Source organism: Dickeya dadantii NCPPB 898 (assembly GCF_000406145.1).
Lineage (GTDB): Bacteria > Pseudomonadota > Gammaproteobacteria > Enterobacterales > Enterobacteriaceae > Dickeya > Dickeya dadantii.
Window position 1 is genome coordinate 2462690 of the sequence record NZ_CM001976.1, and the last position, 15704, is coordinate 2478393.

The following is a 15704-nucleotide window of genomic DNA, read 5'->3' on the forward strand; positions in this document are numbered from 1 at the left end:
ACAAACAAAAGCCACCTATATTTAATTTTGATGGCATCTTATTTATATTCCATTTTTATATTTAGTTCTAGCGCTAAAATCTGCATCCCCGTCTTCTATATTGGGTAAATAGTATCAGCAGATTAATCAGATGCGGGCTAATAATGACGTTATCTTATTTTCCTGTCTTTTTCCTAAAGTATAAAACGAGAAAACCAGAGCAGGTTCTGACCGCAGGAGCGGCCAGAAAACCCTATATCACCAGTTAGTCAAGGCCCATCAGAGCACAGCATGATTGCTTTTTCTCACCTTACTTCAGCAACCTGACCTTCACCGCCTTCCCTTTAATTTTCCCCTGCTGCAACTGCTTCCACGCGTGGCGCGCCACCGACTGCTTCACCGCCACATAGGCGTGCATCGGATGAATCGTAATCTTACCGATATCAGCGCCATCCAGCCCCATGTCGCCGGTTAATGCGCCCAAAATATCGCCGGGACGCATTTTGGCTTTCTTGCCGCCGTCGATGCACAGCGTCGCCATCGTCGCTTCCAGCGGGGTGATGCGTAATCCGGTCGGCAGCGGATGCCAGCTGAGTTTCATATTCAGCATCTCTTCCAGCGCATTGGCACGCTGGGCCTCTTCCGGCGCGCAGAGACTGATGGCCAGCCCGCTTTCACCGGCGCGGGCGGTACGGCCGATGCGGTGAATATGCACCTCGGGATCCCACGACAACTCGTAGTTAATCACCATCTCCAGCGCTTTGATATCCAGCCCACGCGCGGCAACGTCGGTTGCCACCAGCACGCGGCTGCTACCGTTAGCGAAGCGTACCAGCGTCTGGTCGCGGTCACGCTGTTCCATGTCGCCGTGCAGCGCCAGCACGCTCTGGTTACTGTCGGTCAGGGCATCGTATACCGCCTGACAATCTTTTTTGGTATTGCAGAACACCACGCAGGAAGCCGGTTGTTCGCGGCTGAGCAGTTTTTGCAGCAGATCGATTTTACCGCTGCGGGAAACTTCATAGAACTGCTGTTCAATCGCCGGCAGTTCATCCACCGTGTCGATTGCGATGGTCAGCGGATCGCGCTGAATACGGTGGCTAATGGCGGCAATGGCATCCGGCCAGGTGGCGGAAAACAGCAGCGTTTGACGCTGAGCGGGCACGTGGGCGATAACCTCATCGATGGCGTCGGCAAAACCCATATCGAGCATCCGGTCAGCTTCATCCAGCACCAGCGTCTGCAGGGCATCAAGGCTTACCGTCTCCTTTTTCAGGTGATCCAGCAGTCGGCCCGGCGTGGCGACAATGATGTGAGGAGCATGGATCAGCGAGTCGCGCTGGAGACTGAACGGCACACCGCCGCACAGCGTCAGCACCTTGATGTTCGGCAGGTAGCGCGCCAGCCGGCGCAGTTCATTGGCGACCTGATCGGCGAGTTCGCGTGTCGGGCACAGCACCAGCGACTGGGTGTTGAACTGCCCGGCATCCAACTGCTGCAACAGGCCCAGCCCGAAAGCCGCGGTTTTGCCGCTGCCGGTTTTCGCCTGCGCGCGGACATCTTTACCTGCGAGGATCGCTGGTAACGCCGCGGCCTGAATCGGGGTCATGGTCAGGTAGCCCAGCTCGTTAAGGGTGGTGAGTTGTTCCGCAGGAAGCGCGTTAAGTTCAGCAAATGAGGTCACGGTGAGAATTCCAGATGAAATAAGCCGGCAATGATACCATCCCTTTCCTGCCGCGCCGTGAGGAGTTTTCACCTCGCCGCCATCGGGTTCGGCTAATATCGCAAGGCAGGGTTAGCTCAGGTCACTTTTTTCGAAGAGAGACTTTCGAAAAGAAATGTTCGACAAGAAATATTCGAAGAGAAATGAGCGGCGAATAAAAACGAATGCCGAGACGTTAACTCATCATTCACACCGCGCATTCATTAACCCTGGAGTAAATACGATGAACCCTGTCTCCCGCTTCCAACCTTCCATTGCCCGTCGTCTGGCTATCCCGGTACTGCTGTTTTCTTTGCACGTCCCGCAGGTGTTTGCTGCCGGCGACGACGACACCAACCGTAAAACGCCCGACTGCCCGGCCGGCCAGATTTATAACAGCGCCACGAAACAGTGTGTGCCGGAGAAAACCAGCCGTCTTAGCGATCAGGATAAAACGAACTATGCTTATCATCTGGCTAAAAAAGGTGAGTATCAGGCGGCGCTGAACCTGCTGGATACCCTGAAAAACGGCAATACCGCCGAAGCCTGGAACTACCGGGGGTACGCCACGCGAAAACTCGGGCGTACCGACGAAGGCATCGGCTATTATCAACGCTCGCTGGCGCTTAACCCGAATTATGCGAAAGTGCGCGAATATCTCGGCGAAGCGTGGCTGGTGAAAGGCCGCCCCGATCTGGCGCGGGAACAACTGAAAACGATCGCCGGTCTGTGCGGCCAAAACTGCGAAGAGTATCGCGATTTACAGGCCGCGATTAACGGGCATCCTGAATCCTGAGTATCAGCACGAGGACAAAAAAATCACTACCAGTGAAGTTCGCCAGCAGCTTGCCGCGCATCTGACACGCCTGTGGCGCTATGGTCTGGTGCTGTCGCGCAGTCACGACGCTGCTGAAGAATTAGTTCAGTCCACCTGCGTTCGCGCGCTCGAAAAGAGCGCGCAATTTACGCCGGGTACCCGTATCGACAGATGGCTATTTTCCATTCTTCACTCTATTTGGATTTCCGACCTGCGCGCCCGCCGCGTGCGTATGGGGCAAGGATTTGTCGAAAGCGATGAATTGTTGGCGCCGGATACCCACGCGCTGAATGACGATCGCCGGCATTACCAGAAAATCATGCAACGGGTAAACGCGCTGCCTGAAGCGCAACGCAACGCCATATTTTTAGTTTATGTCGAAGGGTTTACCTATCAGGAGGCGGCAGACACGTTATCGGTACCGATCGGCACGATTATGAGCCGGCTGGCGGCGGCACGGACCATTCTGGCCCAATCGGTTGACGCCCCGGTGTCCGAGAAGGAAAAACGTTCATGAGATCAACGAGTTTTATTCCCCCTTACAGCGACGAAGCCATCGTTGCCTGGCTTGACGGTGAGATGAATGACACCGATGCACAGCGGTTCGAACAAGAGCTCAGAAGCGACGATCAACTTGCCGTGCGCATCGCTACGCTGCAGAAAAGCGATCTGGCGTTTAAAGAAGCCTTCGAGCCGTTGCTCGATGACGCGCCCCAGGCCCGCATGCAGCATCGGCTTGAGCAACTGCTAACAACGACGCCCTCGGCGGGAGAAACCTCACCGCGCACCGGGGTTAGCCGCCGTTCGCTGATTGCCGCCTCGCTCAGTTTTCTGGTGATGGGTTCAGGGCTGGGGTATCTGGCGCGCCCGGCCTCGGCGGTGCGTAGCGAGAGCGAGAAAATTCGCGATCTTGAGGCCCGCTACATGTCGCTATACAGCGCGGAAACGCTGCTCGATATGGACAGCGCATCGCCCGTGCTGGCTCGCGGACTGGCGCGTACCGCGCAGGACATTGGGCTACATCTGAGCGAACAGCAGCTTACTATTCAAGGCGCGGAGCTGAAAATGGTACGTATGCTGCGCTACGACAGCACCTCAATCGCACAGATTGCCTGGATGCATGCCGATTACGGGCCGATGGCGTTGTGCATTTCCCCTGATCGTCAACAAAGCGCAACCTCGATCAACCATGAACAGCGACATGGAATGCATCTGGCCTGGTGGTATGCCGGGGGCTATCAGTTCGTATTGATCGGCCGCAATCCCGTCTCGCAGCTTAGCGATAGCGCGCTCAGGTTGCAGACCTCACTGACCTAACCTGTGGCCCAACGATGCCCTTCCCTCCACGCCCCGCTAGCCAGCGCGTGGAGGAAGGGGTTTCATAATGCGCGCCGGACCTGCGCCTGAATATCAATGTTAATCGCGACCCGGTCATCCACCAGCGCCATAAACCGATCCATATCAAAGGCCGAACGTGAAATAGCGGTTGTCGCATGAAGAAACAACGTCCCCCCGGTCGGCGATGCGCCCGTATATTCCTCCAGCGTGGTTTCCAGAACGACGGGTCGCTGAATGTTTTTTACCGACAGCGAACCAAACACCCGAAAGTGGCCATGCCCTTGCGCCACAACCCTATTGCTGGTGAAAACAATCCAGGGATAGTGTTTTGCGTCAAAAAACATACCGCTTTTCAACTGGTAGGTCAGCAGGGAGTTGGACGCTTCAAGCGTAGCAACGGGGATTTTCACTTCAATGCGATCATCGGTTTCCTTCGCGGAATCCAGTGTGACGTCCCCCGTTACGCCATCCAGATGCGCCTGTGAGGTATCGCCAAATGCGCGCCATGACAACGCAATGGCGGTCTTATTCGTTGAAATAGTGTAGTTGAGGGGAGTGGCGTGTAGCGTTGAACTTATCAGCAGCCCAACGGCCACTGCGGGAATGATGCGCATCATAACGGGAAGCTCCTCAAAGCAGACAACGCGTAAACGCTTCAAGGTGCTACTTTATTCATTCCCCCTGGGGACAGACAAAAAACGGCCGCATCAAGGCCCGGACATTCACCGTAAAAATGAATCATGCGCTGATTTTTCACACAGTAAACGCCAGATGAATTTCCCGGTCGGACAAACGGCGCAAATACCGGGAGTGTTCTGAGTTAACCGAATATCCGAATATCTCGATACGGTTTCGGCCGTTGGCCTTGGCCTGATATAACGCGTTATCGGCCTTTTTGATCAGTTGCTGATAATCCGGGTGGTTATCGAACTCGGCAATACCAACGCTGATGGTTACCGAGATGCCCTTTTCCGCCGTTGCCGGAATATATAACCCGGCGATCAATTGACGAATCGAATCAAAGATCATGGCGGCTTGCGACGTCTGGGTTTCGACCAGCAGCACCATGAATTCTTCGCCGCCATAGCGAAAGACATAATCGCTGCTTCGCACACTTTCGTATATTTTCGTCGCGATTGTCTTAAGTGTCAGATTACCGGTTTCATGCCCGTAATTGTCATTGATCTTTTTGAAATGATCGATATCAATCATCGCCAGAATAAACGGCTTTCCCGAGCTGATAGCCAGCGCGATTTCCCGCCGCATAATGGTCGGAATAAAGCGGCGATTGAGCAGATTAGTCAGCGGATCCTTACCGTTTTCGAATTTAATCAGTTCATCAAACATGGAACAGAGTATTGAATTAACCTGCCCAACTAACTGGCGGACGTCGCGTAATAATTGAGTGCGTATCGCCGTATTTTCGACGTGGTGGGGAAATGTCTCCCTCACCCGATTATCCACCTGCCGGATCAATGCCTCCAGCTTTTTCAATAAATCCGGACCATTGAACAAATGCCGTCCTTTATGAAAAAACCACAGACCAAATTCCGATTTTTCCAGCAGGACAATCTCTTCAGACGGTAGCCCAGTCGCCACGTTATAAATGAACTGATTTTCCCAATTCATTAATGCGCCAAGTTGCCGCTCTCGTTCAACATTCACATCGTCATAAATCGACAAAATACGATAGCGTTCCTGATCGCGCATCGCGCTTTTGTAACCGGGAGAATACGCGGTGGTCATCGCCTCAATCGCGGTATCGATAACCAGACTGCTAAAACAGACCGCCTGATTAATCAGCGCGGCATCCAGGTTGCGTTTCCTGTCCAATAACCTGAACAGTTCATTTTTCAGTTTACGCGCGCCTCTGGCCACCAGGTCGGTCGGAATACCGATGCGCGCATGAATAACGCCAACCTGCTGCTGCCGTTCCAGCAATGCCGATAACGACTCGGTGGCGCTGCCCAATACCGAACGTAGCCAGTGATACATACTTTCGTTGAGTTGGTTGGCGACTTGTTGGGTATTGAGATACAGACTGGCCTTTTTATCCTGAAGCATATAGTCGTAAAACACGCTGACCAGCTGACGCAATTCTTCTTCACATAAATCGCGTAATAATTCATGAGCGTCAGAAGACGTCAAATTAACCAGCTCTTGCCACTCAGCGAGCAGCAATTCATTATTATCACTTTGTTCAGTATGCATTATTAAATTAACAGTAAGTTGTTTTCATATTGTCCTACGACGTCGCCTGACAAACTCGTGGCCCCTTTTTGACGCCACGGAGTGTACCCAACTTACCTCAAATTCCCAAATGTATTTCAGCGCCAATACATTAATAAAATTACTTATTTTGGTAATGATTCGTTAAAAAAACGCCATAATACGGCACTAATCGCTACGGAAAGGCGGCACCATCGCATAATCAATAATGCCGCCTTAATAATAACCGCCGTTTATTCCACCAGTCCGCTTACCCGCAACACCCGCCGGTCGACCGCCTCCGCCAGCACCGTGCTGTGCTTCCCCACGCAGCCGAGGCTGAACGCGTGTTTGGCGCGGGTAATACCGGTGTACACCAGTTCGCGGGTCAGGATCGGGCTTAAAGAATCCGGCAGCAGCAAGGCGGTGTGGGCGAATTCCGACCCCTGGGATTTGTGCACCGTCATGGCGAACACCGTTTCCACCGCGGGCAGTCGCCCCGGCAGCACCCAGCGGATACCCGATGAGCCATCGCCGGCCGGAAACGCCACCCTGGTCGCCCACCCCCATGAACCGTCCGGCTGGAGCAGCGGCACCTGTAGGGTGATGCCGATATCGCCGTTCATCAGCCGCTGGCTATAATCGTTGCGGGTCACCATCACCGGCCGCCCCGGATACCAGCCTTGCCAGGCCGCCAGCAAGCCGTCCCGATACAGCAGTTGGGCGATGCGCCCATTCATACTGTCGACGCCCCACGGCCCGTTGCGCAACGCGCACAACAGTTGGAACTGGCCGAAGGCATCCAGAATCTGCGCCGCCCAGATGTCGAACTCGCTTTGCGGCGCCGTCAGCGCCGGCCGAGTCGAGGCCATCCGTCTCAGGTAGTTGCCGTAGCCCACCGGCGCCGCCGCAGCGGGCTGAGCGCCGAACCGATCGGCGGCGCCGTCAATAACCCATTCACGCAGCGCGCGGTTATCATTCGCCGTCAACGTCAGGCGCGCCAGGTCGGCATACCCCTGCCGCCAGACAGACGCCAACGCCGCCGCATCGCCGGCGTTCACCGCCTCCGCCAGTTGGCCGATGCCGCTGTCAGCGCCAAAGCGGTAGCTGTGACGCAGCATGGCGATGGATTGATCCAGCGCGCTGCCTTGCGGGTCGAGCAGCGAATCGTCCGGCGCGTCCCCCGCCACCTCGCGTAACCAGTCGCGGGTCTGCGGCAGGTAATGCCCTTGTGCGGCGCGCTGGCACAGTTCGCCCATCAATGCGCCGGCTTCCACCGACGCCAGTTGATCTTTATCGCCCAGCAGAATCAGGCGGGACCGGGCCGGCATCGCCGCCAGCAGCGCCGCCATCATCTCCAGATCCACCATCGACGCTTCATCCACCACCAGCACATCCAGCATCAACGGATTATCGGCGTGATGACGGAAATGCCGGGTATCCGGCCGGCTGCCCAGCAACCGGTGCAGGGTCACCACCTCGCTATTGATATGCTCCCGAATAACCTCTCCCTGCGCCAGCCCATCCAGCGTCAGGCCGGCAATGGCCCCGGCAATCGACTCGTTCAGACGGGCCGCCGCCTTGCCGGTGGGCGCCGCCAGCCGAATCCGCAACGGCTTGCCGTGCTGTTCCATCGCCAGCGACTGCAACAGCGCCAGCAGTTTCACCACGGTGGTGGTTTTCCCGGTGCCCGGCCCGCCGGTGATGATGCTGAAGGCACTGCCCGCCGCCAGCGCGCAGGCCAGTTTCTGCCAGTTGGCGGAGCCGGCCGCGGTGGCAGGAAACAGCGCATCCAACCGCTGGCGCAGCGCCGCTGGCGTTATCGCCGCCCGCAGCGCGTCGTTTTGTGTCAGTTGCTGCGTAATGGCGTGGCGCACATCCTGCTCGTATCGCCAGTAACGGCGCAGATACAGACGCGCGCCGACCAGCACCAGCGGCGTGCTGCCTTCCCCCGACGATACCAGTTGCGGCTGTTGCAACGCCGCCTGCCAGGACGACAGGGTAACGCCCGCCAGAACCTCCGCCGGGCGCGCAATCTTACGATTTTCACTGCGATCGCCTTCCGGCGGCAGCGCCAATGAAAACCCGCTGTCGGCAAGCGTGGCGTCCAGATCGAGGCACACATGCCCGCGCCCAAGCTGATAGCTGACCAGCGCCGCGCCCAGCAGCAACAAGGGCGACGCCTCCGGGCACTCCTGATGCAGAAAGCGCACCAACGCCCGATCCAGCTCCCGCAACCAGCCGCACTCAACCCACTGGTCCAGCAACAGGGTTAATTCGTCATAACGGGTTATGTTCATGCCGTCGCCTCCGTTTCGCCGCTAAACAGGCGATCCAGCGCCTCAATCAGCGATCGGTCCGGCCGCTCGGCGCACACGCCGCCGCCCGGCGCCTGACTGCCGCGCAGGAACAGGTATAACGCGCCGCCGACGTGACGGTCGTAGTCGTAATCCGGCAGGCGGGATTTCAGCAAGCGGTGCAGCGCGAACAGATACAGCGCCAGTTGCAGATCGTAACGGTGATCCAGCATGTCGCTCGCCATACGCGGTGGGTCATAGTCGGCGGCGTCCGCCCCCAGCCAGTTGGATTTGTAGTCCAGCACGTAGTAGCGCCCCTGATGTTCAAACACCAAATCGATAAACCCTTTCAGCATGCCGTTAAGCTGTTCACGCATCAGCGCCGCACGCGGTTCACCCGCCAGCGTGGCGGCCCTGACCTGTTGATCCAATATCTGGGTGTCGACCTGATTGAGCGCAAACCAGAACTCCATTTCCACCTGATACTGCGTCAGCCCGGCCAGCGAGACTGCGCTGCCGGGTTGCGTCGGCAACGCCAGTGGCTGGCTAAGCAGCGTCATCAACCAGTCGGTGAGCATCGGTATCCACTGCGTCCAGCCTTGCCGGTTACAGCGCCGCGCCACCTGATCCTCCACCCGGGGCCGATCCGCCGCCAGCAAGGCGAAGCCCTCTTTCCCGGCCCACTCCAGCAGGCCGTGCAGAAAACTGCCCGGTGCCGCGCCGCGTGGAAAACTGTACATGTCGAAGCCGGACGGCAACGGCGGCAGACGCTCCGTCGACGCCTGCGGTTCGCTAAAGGTTTCCTGCTTCGCGCTCTGCACTTCGGGCTCGTCGCCCGCAGCAGGTTCACGAAACTCGCGGTAATGCCCTTCCGGTGCCAGTTGTAAACCGGAATAGCTGGTGATACGCCAGCGGTGACTGCGCATATCCGGCAACGGCGGCTCCTGCCCCAACGCCGGCGTATGCAGCTCGGCGCGATAGACAGCGTCATCCGTCTCCGGCAACGGCGCAATCTGGCTGTCCGCGCCGCACCAGGTCGACAGTTGTTGCGTCAGTTGCGCCGGTTCCAGCGGTTCGCCGGCGCCGAGCAGGTAACCAGGCGCGCTTTTCTCCAGCTCTTTCAGCGGCGCCATGCCAAGCCACATGGCGTAGCGGGCGCGGGTCAGCGCCACATAAAATTTACGCAGGTCCTCGCCCAGCCGCTCATGGTCGGCACGCTGCACCGCCTCGTCGCTGGCAATCAACTCAAGGCGCGGCTTCGCGTCATCATCATGAAATTTCAGCGGCACGTCCCGGTGGCTGACGGTGCGAAACGCACAGGCAAACGGCAGAAACACCAGCGGATACTCCAGCCCTTTGGACTTGTGGACGGTGACCACCTTCACCAGATCGGCATCGCTTTCCAGCCGCAGTTTCAGGGTGTCGCCGCCGGGGTTATCCGCCTGGCGCTGCTCCGCCAGATAGCGGATCAGCGCGTGCTCGCCGTCCAGATGCACGCTGGCCTGTTGCAGCAATTCCGACAGGTGCAGCATATCGGTCAGCGCGCGGGTATTATCGGCGGCCAGCAGCCGGCGCGGCACATCGAAATCCCACATTAGCCGCCGCAGCATCGGCAACACGCCTTGCTGTTGCCAGCAGCGCTGGTAGTGGTCAAATTGCATCACCCGGCGTTCCCACTCCTGCTCGTCGTGGTTTAAGCGGTCGAGCGCCTGCCAGCTCAGCCCCAGCGCTGGGGTCGCCAGCGCGGCGCGCAGCAGCCGATCGTTCTCTGGGTCGGCGCAGGCCGCCAGCCAGCAGTGCAGTTCGCCGGCCTGCGGACTGTCGAACACCGACTCCCGGTCCGACAGATACACGCTGCGCACGCCACGGGCGGAAAGTTGCGCCCGCACCGCCATCGCTTCGCGCCCGGTATTGACCAGCACCGCCATATCCCCCGGTTTGACCGGGCGCAGCGGCTGCCCCGGTACGGCAAAACCGGCCCGGCCTTGCCCGCCGAGTTGCAGCAGCCGCACCATTTCGCGGGCGCAGCCGGCAGCCATGCGCTGGCGGTATTCCGCCGACGACAGCGGTTCGTCCGTCGCCAGCGTCCAGCAGGTCAACGCCGCGGCGTCAGCGCCGTCCAGCACCCACGCCTCGTCGCGGCCGTTGGCCTGCACCGGTAAAAACGGCACCGGATTGTCGCCGTCCGGCTGACGAAACAGAAACGCCCCCGCGCCGTCGGCACGATTTTCCGCCTGCATGAACACCTGATTGACGGCGCCGACCATCGCCTGGGTGGATCGGAAGTTAGTGCCCAGCGTGTAATGCCGCCCGTCGGTATCGCGGCGGGCGCGCAAATAGGTATAGATATCGGCGCCGCGAAACGCGTAAATCGCCTGTTTCGGGTCGCCGATCAGAATCAGCCCTTGCTGCGGGTCGTTGTCCGCCACCCGGTAAAGGGTATCGAAAATGCGGTATTGCAGCGGATCGGTGTCCTGAAACTCGTCGATCATCGCCACCGGGAATTGACGGCGAATACGCTGCGCCAGCCGTTCGCCGTTGTCGCTGCGCAGCGCGGCATCCAGCCGGGTCAGCAGGTCCTGAAACCCCATTTGCGCCCGGCTCTCCTGCTCGTGGCGAAACCGCTGGCTGACCCAACGGCAGGCGTGCCGCAGTAACTGACTGCGCGGCTCCGGTAATTCGCTCAGCTGCTGCGGCAACGTCTCCATCGCGGTCAAGGCCGGATGCTGCGGCGCCTCTTCCGGCACTTTCCAGCACTCCCGCAACCCTTGCGGGGTCAGCCGCGTCCAGCCGGTGCCGATATCCAGCGTCGTCTCATCGCTGGTGGCCCAGTGGTGCAGTTTGTCCAGCCACGGCTCGAAATAGCGGGCCTGCAGCTTATGACCATTCGCCTTTTTCTGTGCCACCGCGTCGTTCAACAGGTCGCGCAACTCGACGCACCACTGCGGCCAGGGCGCTTTCAGCGCGCTCAGACGGCGCGTTTTTTCTTCACGGACCGCGCTGAAAATCTGCGCGGGCAGCTCGTCGATGCCAATCTCGTCGGCGTACTCCAGCAGCGGCGTCACGCTGCGATAAAAGTGTTCCGGCGACGGCCAGCTATCGCGCAGTTCCAGCACATCGCGGGCATCAAGCGGAAAAAAGAACGTGCGCCAGTAATCGCGCACCACCTCCAGCAGCAAATCGCTCTGGTCGGTTTCCAGCGTCTGGTTAAACAGGCTGCCGCTGTCAAAGGCGTGTTCGCCCAGCATCCGATTACACCAGCTGTGGATGGTGGACACCGCCGCTTCGTCCATCCATTCAGCGGCCAGCTGCAATTTGCGCGCGCAGTCCGGCCACTGTTCCGGCGGGTAGTCGGCGCGCAGTTCGCCCAGCAGCGGATCGACCGCGTCATCCTTGCCATCCGGCTGAAAGTAAGCGGCCGCCTGCGCCAGCCGGGCGCGAATACGGTCGCGCAGCTCGCGGGTGGCGGCATCGGTAAAGGTCACCACCAGAATGTCCGGCGGATTGAGCGGGCGAGAGAACGCCTGCTCGCCGCCGTGCCCCAACACCAGCCGCACATACAGCATGGCGATGGTGAAGGTTTTGCCGGTGCCGGCGCTGGCTTCGATCAGCCGGCTACCGGCGAGCGGAAAGCGCAGCACATCCAGCGGAGAAGGTAACGCACGCGCCGTCATGGCTGGCCTCCTGATTTTTTATTCTTCGCCGACGCCGCTTTCATCGTCAGGTACAGCGGCGCCAGCAGTTGCTGCGTCCAGCGGGCAAACTCGCCGTTGGCCCACAGGTGGTCGAAACTCGGGAAAGCCCGCGCCAGATAGGCGTTAGACGCCGATTCGGCAAACTTGCGGTTGGCCGGATCATGTTCCTCATAACACTGACGTGCCGCCTTGCCCGCCTCACCGTCCGGCGGCTGATCCGGTTCTCCGCCCGTCTCCAGCCAGCGAAATCCGCTTTTCACCGCCAGCGGCAGCGGGTAACGCATGCCTTCCCGCCAGGCATCCACCAGCGCCTGCCAGTATACTTTCGCCTGCTCCGGCTCCAGCGTCGGCAGGTAAACGGTGCCGTTTTTGCTGACCAGCGTGCTGTGCAGTGGTTGCCCGCCAAGGTGCCCGGCCAGATGCGCCACCCAGAACGGCAATAGCTTGTCGAAGCGATAGCTGCGCCGCGTGGGATGAAGCAACCCACCGCTTTCCAGCACCAGCCGGCACCGGTTGCCCTGCCCGTCTGTGCGCAGCTCGTTCAGCCAGTCTTCCAGCGGGACATCGGGCAGCGACAGCGCTTCGTCAGCCGTCGCTTCAGGCCATTTTTCCCGTTCCTGCTCGTAACGGGTGAACAGATCCGCCATCGGCTCCGCCAAATCCTGCTCCAGCACCGCGGTAAAGCCGCCCGGCGCCAGTTCGCCGCGCCGGGCGATGCGCGCCAGCTGTTCCGCCAGCGCCTGCTCGCGGGGGATACGCTGGCGTAACGCCGCGTGCTGCACCTGAATCAGCTCGTGTTGCAGGCGCCAGTTTTCCAGCGCGTCGATAGCAAACGGCTCCTGATCCTGGCTGGTGGCGTCTGCCTGCTCGAACCAGACATTGAGCCGCAGACGGAAGAAGCTGCGCACCGGGTCGCGGACAAAATCCGCCAGTTGGCGCAGCGTCAGCACACCGTCCTGCCGATACTCGTCCAGCGCGGTTTCCGTCGCCGGCGCGTTCTGCGGCAACAATCTATCTTGCGGCAACAGCCCGTCATCCTGCGGCAACAGCCCGGCGCGCCATTCGCGGGCATAGCTGAACAACGGGCTGCCGGCGGTAAAATAATCCGGGCTGAATGGCTGCAACCGGTGCTCTACCGTCAGCGCCGACAACACATCCTGCTCGTCGGCGGTCTGCCAGCCGTTACTCAAATGGTCGCGCAGTTGTGCCACCAGCACCGAGGGCGGCCGCTCGCTGTTGTCGTGAATGCTGCGTCCCACCCAACTGATATATAAACGTTCACGCGCCGACAGCAGCGCCTCCAGAAACAGATAGCGGTCGTCTTCGCGGCGGGAACGGTCACCGGGGCGGTAATCCTGCCCCATCAGGTCGAAGTCCAGCGGCACCCGGTTGCGGGGATAGTCGCCATCGTTCATGCCCAGCAGGCAGACGTGGCGAAACGGGATGGCGCGCATCGGCATCAGGGTGGCGAAGGTAACAGCGCCGGCAAAAAACGGCTGGGTCAGGCTCGACTGCTCAAACAGCCCCAGCCAGTGTTCCCGCACCACCGACAGCGGCAACGCCTGTTCCAGCGCCACCGATTCGCAGGCCTCCAGCCAGTTCTGCAACCCTTCATCCAGTTGCAGCAGCATAAAGCCGTCCTCGCCCTCATCCGCCGTAAAAAACGTGCTCAGCAGCGCGCGTAACCGTTCGCCCCATTGCGTTGGCGTCGCGGGCTGACACAGCTGCTGCCAGCTGTAATCCAGCCGGTCGAGCAGCAACGCCAGTTGACCGGCCAGTACCGCATCCAGCCCGCCGATTTCATCCAGCGGTTCGATATCCCGCCAGGCATCGCCGGTACCCACCGCGTAGCCCAGCAGCATGCGGCGCAGGCCGAAAAACCAGCTGTTTTGTTCCGGCGCGTCGGGCAAGTCGAGGCTCTGGCGCTGGCGGGCGTGCAGCCCCCAGCGCACGTTGGCGGCCCGAATCCAGCGTTGCAGCAGCGGCAACTGCTCTTCGGTGATGGCAAAACGCTGGCGCACCGCCGGCACTTCCAGCAAATCCAGCACATCGCTGACCGCCACGCGCGACTGCGGCAAATTCAACAACCGCTCCAGCGCCGCCAGCAGCAGGTTGTTCTGGCGCGGCCCGCGGTCCGCCACGCTAAACGGGATATAACGCGGGTCTTTCTGCCGGTCGATCAACCCAAACACCGCCTGAATGTGCGGCGCATAGCCGTTGATGTCCGGCACCATCACAATCACGTCGCGCGGGCGCAGCGTCGGGTCGGCGGCAAACGCCGCCAGCAGTTGGTCGTGCAGCACTTCCACTTCGCGCTGCGCGCTGTGAGCGACATGAAAACGGATCGAGCGATCCTGATGCGGATCGATGGCAGGCCAGCGCGCTCGGCTTTCCGCCAGCGGTCGCAAATCCCGAATGTCGTCCTGTAGTTGATTGAGCAGGCAGCTTTCGCCGTTGCTGTCGAACAGGTCAATGCGTGAAATCAGCGGCTGCAACAGCGATTCGTACTGCTCGCGCTGGTCGTATTCATCCAGCAGGCCGATGTAATCCCGCCCCTGTTTACCCCAGGCCGCCAGCAGCGGGTGGGCATGCTGATGCAGCTCTTCCAGCGCGACCGCCTCCGGCATGCCGGGTTTGCGTTGCTGGCGGGCGCGTTCGGCGCGCAGCAGATCCTTGTCGGCGATAATATTGCCCCAGTAGTGCTCGCACGGGTTATGCACGCACATAAACACCTGGGTCCAGCGGCCGATGGCCGCCAGCAGTTCCAGCGCCTGCTGCGGCAGCGATGAAATCCCGAATACCATCACCCGGGACGGCAATCCCGCCGGCCGGTCGCCGTCGCCCCGCCGTTTTACCTCATCCAGAAAGCGGCGATGCAGCGCGGCGCGGCTGGTGCCGGACAGCGCTTCGCCGGTATCGGCCAGCAATGCGCGCCACAGCAGCGGCTGCCAGCGCTGATCGTCCGGCAATGGCTCCACGCCGCGCCGGCTGGTCGCCAGCACATCACGCCCGGCGGTCCAGTCAGCCAGCCAGTCGGCGCGATACACCTGATACTGATCAAACAGGTCGGCCAGTCGTTCGGCCAACTGGTAGCGTTTACGTAGATCGGCATCCTGTTGCAGAAATCGCGCCAGCGCGGCGAATTCAGGCTGCGCCAGTAGCTCCGGCAACAACCGCACCAGCCGCCACACCAGCAGCGATTTATCGAACGGCGAGGTTTCCGGCACCTGATCGTGACCCAGCACCGAGCGGTAGACCTGCCAGAAAAAACGCGACGGTAACTCGACATCCAACGCTGCCGCCACGCCGCATCCGCCGTCACGGACATCACGCGCCAGCGCCAGTTTCAGCCACTGCCCGATGCCGTTGCTTTGCACCAGAATCAGCTCGTTTTCCAGCCCGCCCAGCGGATTAGCCGCCATCCACGACACCAGTACGTCGCGCAGGGCTTCAGGATGGTTGCTGTGGATCGCCATCAAACCGGGTTGTAACCTGTTTTCGCTCATCGTTTTCTCTGGACAACTGGGTTGCATTAACGCCTCACCGAATTACGGCGGACCAGCGAATATCTTAGCATTCAATGGGATTGGGTGGGATACCGCGAACAATATCAGGGCGTTGCCGGCGAAGTCAGTTGAGATTCAGGCAACCTAACCGGTGTGATTTTC

General features: G+C 59.9%; 9 protein-coding genes. 3 read left to right on the top strand and 6 right to left on the bottom strand.

Features of this window, described 5'->3' with window-relative positions:
- Positions 1-289 precede the first annotated feature (289 nt).
- Positions 290-1663: an ATP-dependent RNA helicase DbpA gene (dbpA, locus tag DDA898_RS11305; protein WP_038909815.1), complete on the bottom strand. Its 1374-nt coding sequence runs from the start codon at positions 1661-1663 to the stop codon at positions 290-292.
- 262 nt (positions 1664-1925) lie between these two features.
- On the opposite strand from dbpA, the gene DDA898_RS11310 reads away from it, so the two are divergent.
- Genes DDA898_RS11310 through DDA898_RS11320 form a run of 3 tightly spaced genes read left to right on the top strand, consistent with a single transcriptional unit; the run spans position 1926 to position 3815 of the window.
- The gene (locus DDA898_RS11310; RefSeq protein WP_033111862.1) at positions 1926-2477 is read left to right on the top strand and encodes a tetratricopeptide repeat protein; all 552 of its coding nucleotides are present in this window, start codon (positions 1926-1928) and stop codon (positions 2475-2477) included.
- A 22-nt stretch (positions 2478-2499) separates the two neighbouring features.
- Entirely contained in the window at positions 2500-3015 is a 516-nt protein-coding gene (locus tag DDA898_RS11315; protein WP_171851947.1) for a sigma-70 family RNA polymerase sigma factor, read from the top strand.
- Positions 3012-3815 carry an anti-sigma factor family protein gene (locus DDA898_RS11320; protein ID WP_038909816.1) on the top strand — a complete coding sequence of 268 codons (804 nt, stop codon included), beginning with the start codon at positions 3012-3014 and terminating at the stop codon, positions 3813-3815. Before DDA898_RS11315 ends, DDA898_RS11320 begins: the two co-directional genes overlap by 4 nt.
- 62 nt (positions 3816-3877) lie before the next feature.
- Here the strand turns inward: DDA898_RS11320 and DDA898_RS11325 are convergent, their stop codons facing one another.
- From DDA898_RS11325 to recC, 5 genes are all read right to left on the bottom strand, one after another.
- Positions 3878-4453 carry a YceI family protein gene (locus DDA898_RS11325; protein WP_038909817.1) on the bottom strand — a complete coding sequence of 192 codons (576 nt, stop codon included), beginning with the start codon at positions 4451-4453 and terminating at the stop codon, positions 3878-3880.
- 136 nt (positions 4454-4589) lie between these two features.
- A complete protein-coding gene (locus DDA898_RS11330) occupies positions 4590-6047 on the bottom strand; it encodes a diguanylate cyclase (RefSeq protein WP_081639196.1) in 1458 nt (485 codons plus the stop codon).
- 251 nt (positions 6048-6298) lie between these two features.
- Positions 6299-8344: an exodeoxyribonuclease V subunit alpha gene (gene recD / locus DDA898_RS11335; RefSeq protein WP_038909818.1), complete on the bottom strand. Its 2046-nt coding sequence runs from the start codon at positions 8342-8344 to the stop codon at positions 6299-6301.
- On the bottom strand, positions 8341-12015 hold the full coding sequence (gene recB, locus DDA898_RS11340; protein ID WP_038909820.1) for an exodeoxyribonuclease V subunit beta: 3675 nt from the start codon (positions 12013-12015) through the stop codon (positions 8341-8343). The genes recD and recB overlap by 4 nt, the downstream gene beginning before the upstream one ends.
- Complete coding sequence (recC, locus tag DDA898_RS11345; RefSeq protein WP_038909821.1) at positions 12012-15542, bottom strand: exodeoxyribonuclease V subunit gamma; 3531 nt, start codon at positions 15540-15542, stop codon at positions 12012-12014. The genes recB and recC overlap by 4 nt, the downstream gene beginning before the upstream one ends.
- Between the last annotated feature and the right edge of the window lie 162 nt (positions 15543-15704).